The sequence below is a fragment of the Neisseria sp. 74A18 genome (assembly GCF_001308005.1).
In the GTDB taxonomy this organism is placed as follows: domain Bacteria; phylum Pseudomonadota; class Gammaproteobacteria; order Burkholderiales; family Neisseriaceae; genus Neisseria; species Neisseria dumasiana.
The window spans coordinates 1-3,163 of sequence record NZ_LGZA01000067.1; the positions used below are offsets into that span (position 1 = coordinate 1).

3 protein-coding genes are annotated in these 3,163 nt (G+C 39.7%); all 3 read right to left on the minus strand.

The features are described 5' to 3' along the window. Window positions 1-190 precede the first annotated feature (190 nt). Complete coding sequence (locus tag AKG43_RS11755; protein ID WP_054617461.1) at window positions 191-676, minus strand: lysozyme inhibitor LprI family protein; 486 nt, start codon at window positions 674-676, stop codon at window positions 191-193. Beyond that, a complete protein-coding gene (locus AKG43_RS12620; protein WP_082403096.1) occupies window positions 663-2,078 on the minus strand; it encodes a LysM peptidoglycan-binding domain-containing protein in 1,416 nt (471 codons plus the stop codon). Before AKG43_RS12620 ends, AKG43_RS11755 begins: the two co-directional genes overlap by 14 nt. Before the next feature lie 9 nt (window positions 2,079-2,087). Then, window positions 2,088-3,163 (minus strand): type VI secretion system Vgr family protein (locus AKG43_RS11765; protein ID WP_082403097.1); only part of this gene is annotated, 1,076 nt, incomplete at its 5' end.

Here is a 3,163-nt window from a genome sequence, read left to right on the forward strand (position 1 = left end):
TGAGCTCGTGTATGTGTATAAGAGACAGCTATAAAAAGAATGCAAAAATACTAAAAAAACTAAATTAAGAATTAAATTGTTCATTTTTTATTTATTTCACAATCATTTACTTTAAAAAAAGTCCTGTTGAGAATGTTGCGCGAGAATCCTTTAAAAAGAATTTTGCTCCCTAAGTATCTTAATTTGATACTTAAAAATTCTTTGCCTTTTCAAAAAATTTTGTTTCATCTTTAAAATCACAAGGCTTTCTCATTGACTTTTCTTCGCAAACAAATATTAAATTTAAGAATTCATTTCTATCTTCTATAGCATTTGAAGTGCAGCTAATATATTCAATCATTGCCTCTCGTCCATTGCTATCTAATAGCTTAGAACACTCTCGAAATTTTGTTTTATTCCATTTTTTTTGATTTTTAATTAAATAACTTCTAATTTGAATATTTTTTTGCTGAATTGCCACTCGATAATAATAATTTAATTTTTTTTGTTCACTAAAATATTTTTTTGCTGCACACTGTATTAAATCATCTTGCTCCGTACTGCCTGAAAAACACGGATTATTTAATGAAGTTTCACTAATTATTTTTTCCGGCTCTATTGGAAATGCAGAAGCAGGAACAACCAATACAAATATAAAAAATATAAATGATATTGTTTTCTTTTTAAAAACAATCACAATCCAATCCTTTCTTGAACAAATTAGCTTCTTCTTCCCTTCTAATTGCAACACCTCTATCTGAATGAGATACCCATAATCTCTTCATTTTTATTAAAAAATTTGGAATATCGTACCCACGGTTTTCAGCTAAGGCCTGTTGAATTTCTCTCATTTCTTTCCTACGCTCTCCTTTTAATCCTGCTCCTCTGTTATAAATTAAAGACAATAATGCTCCCTGACAATGAGGGTGATATTGTAATATTTGAGGATAAATTCTAACGGTATCTTCTGCATATCTCTGTTTCGCGATTACTGCTAATTTCTTTGCATTTTCTTTTGATATCGTAATATCCTGTAAACTTGGTATTAATGCTTGAGCATTAATACCTTTAACTCCCAATGCAATTTCTAATCTCTTTAGTTGTTGCGGTGTATAAAAATTAGCTAGCTCTTTATACATAATGTGTTTTTTTTGCTGACCTAAATCATATCCATAGCCCAAAGTAACCCCACTTTTACCATCTTGTCCTTTTGCAGGAACATATGGTTTAGCAACAAAAGCTTCTTTGCTTAAGATAAAATCCCACAGTTGCTTAGATATAGCATAGCTCCCTTTCGATGTCGGAAATACAATGACTTCTACTTTACAATGTTCAGAACAATCTTTTTTAACTTTTGTCTCCGGTTTTCCATTTTCTGCGCTCCTCATCTTATCTAACTTAGGCTTTTTAGGTGGCTCTTGCTGTTTTGGCAACTGTGGCGCAGGTTCTTTTTTTGCCTCTGGAACGGGTTGCGGATTATCTTGGATATGAGGTTGTGTAGGTTCAGGAGCTTTACTTTTTTTATCTTTTTTTTCTTCCAATTCAAGCAATACTTTATGTAAAGCATCTGCTTCAATACTTGGCATGACCTCTTTATTTGCTAACGATTGTTTTAATGGCCTTTTAGCGCCTCTCGGCAACAATAAAGCATCTCCAACTTCTAAAGGAGCATCATCCTGAAGATTATTGACTAATCGAATTAATACGGCTTCGGTTTCACACTTCTCAGCGATACTCTCCCAAGTGTCCCCAGCCTGAACTTCATAAAAAGCTTGTCTATACTCAGCCGGTTCATTATTGTTATTTTCAGTCTCTCTCAAGTCTACTTCATATATCGTTGGTGCTTTCACGGGTTGGGTTACTACATTTTCTTGCCATAAAAATGTTTGGGATGCAAAAGCAGATTCTTGAGTTTGACCCTTCCCCCAAAAGCGTAACCATATTTTTTTATTTTTTATTAAATCAGAACGAAAAACTCCACGACCTTGACTGTCAGCTATACCATCTTGCAAAACTTGGAAATAATGCATAATTTGAAAATGGCATCCAGCCATAGGATTATTCTCTGCATCTAGAAACTCAATACGGTAATTAGCCATTTAATTTCCTTAATCTTCTTTCCCAGCTAATAAAGTGGCATATCCTGCAAATATTTTTACGGTTTCGGCTTTATCGGAATAAATTCTTTGCGTGCGGCCCATTTTGTCTAACACCCCTTGTTGTACTTGTCTGTCTTTATTACCGATGACAACATAGTTTATAGATTCTCCCAAAGATGCTCCGAAGATGTCGTATAAATCTAATCGGTTACTAAACGTCTGCAATGGAGGTATATTGTGTAAAGGGAACGACACACTACTCGGCCCCATCACCTGAAACCCCGCACACTTCACCCACACCATCTTCGGGCAGCCCAACTCAATATTGCCGTCTTTAAGCTTGATGTACGCCCCGCCGCTGGTGAGCAGGATTTCGTCTTTTGCCGCTACGGTCACTTTGCCGGCGCTGCTGGTTAAAACAGCATCTTTCAGGGCATTGATCTGCATCTCGTCGTTCTGTGCCTGAATCTCCACTTTGCCCTGATTGGCCTGCAGTTTGGCGCCTTTGCTCTGTGCAAACAGGTTGACGCTCTCGACCGCATGGGCGGTAAAGTTGCTGCCGGCGCTGATGTCGGTGTCGCCGCCGCTGATGTGGTGGATGTGTTGGCCGGCGGTATGCAGTTGGCTTTGCGGGGTGGCGGTGGCGATGCCGTCGGGGGCGGATTGGATGATGCCGGCGCGTTGCAGCTGTTTGAGGCTGTCTTTCAGACGGCCTGCCTGTTCTTCGGCCTCGGTGGCTTCGTTTTGGGCGGTTTTCGCGGCTTTGTTAAGACTTTTGGCTAGGGAGATTGCTTGTTCGATTTGGGCAATAGCGGCATCCATATCCAACACCTGACCCGCCGCCTGATTTTGGGCATCGGCACTGATGAATAAACCCTTACCCGCTCTCAACGCACCCCAGCTGTCGGTACGCAATTCGAAACCTTCGCCGTTGTCGCCGCGTTTCTGTCTTTGGCTATCGACGATATGGCCGAGGTTGAGTTGGGTTTTGCCGTATTCGGTCGCCAGTTTGATGTGTTCCTGACCCTGTTTGTCTTCCATCCGTAGTTTGTTGTTCGCCCAAGTGCGGATGACGTTACGGGTGT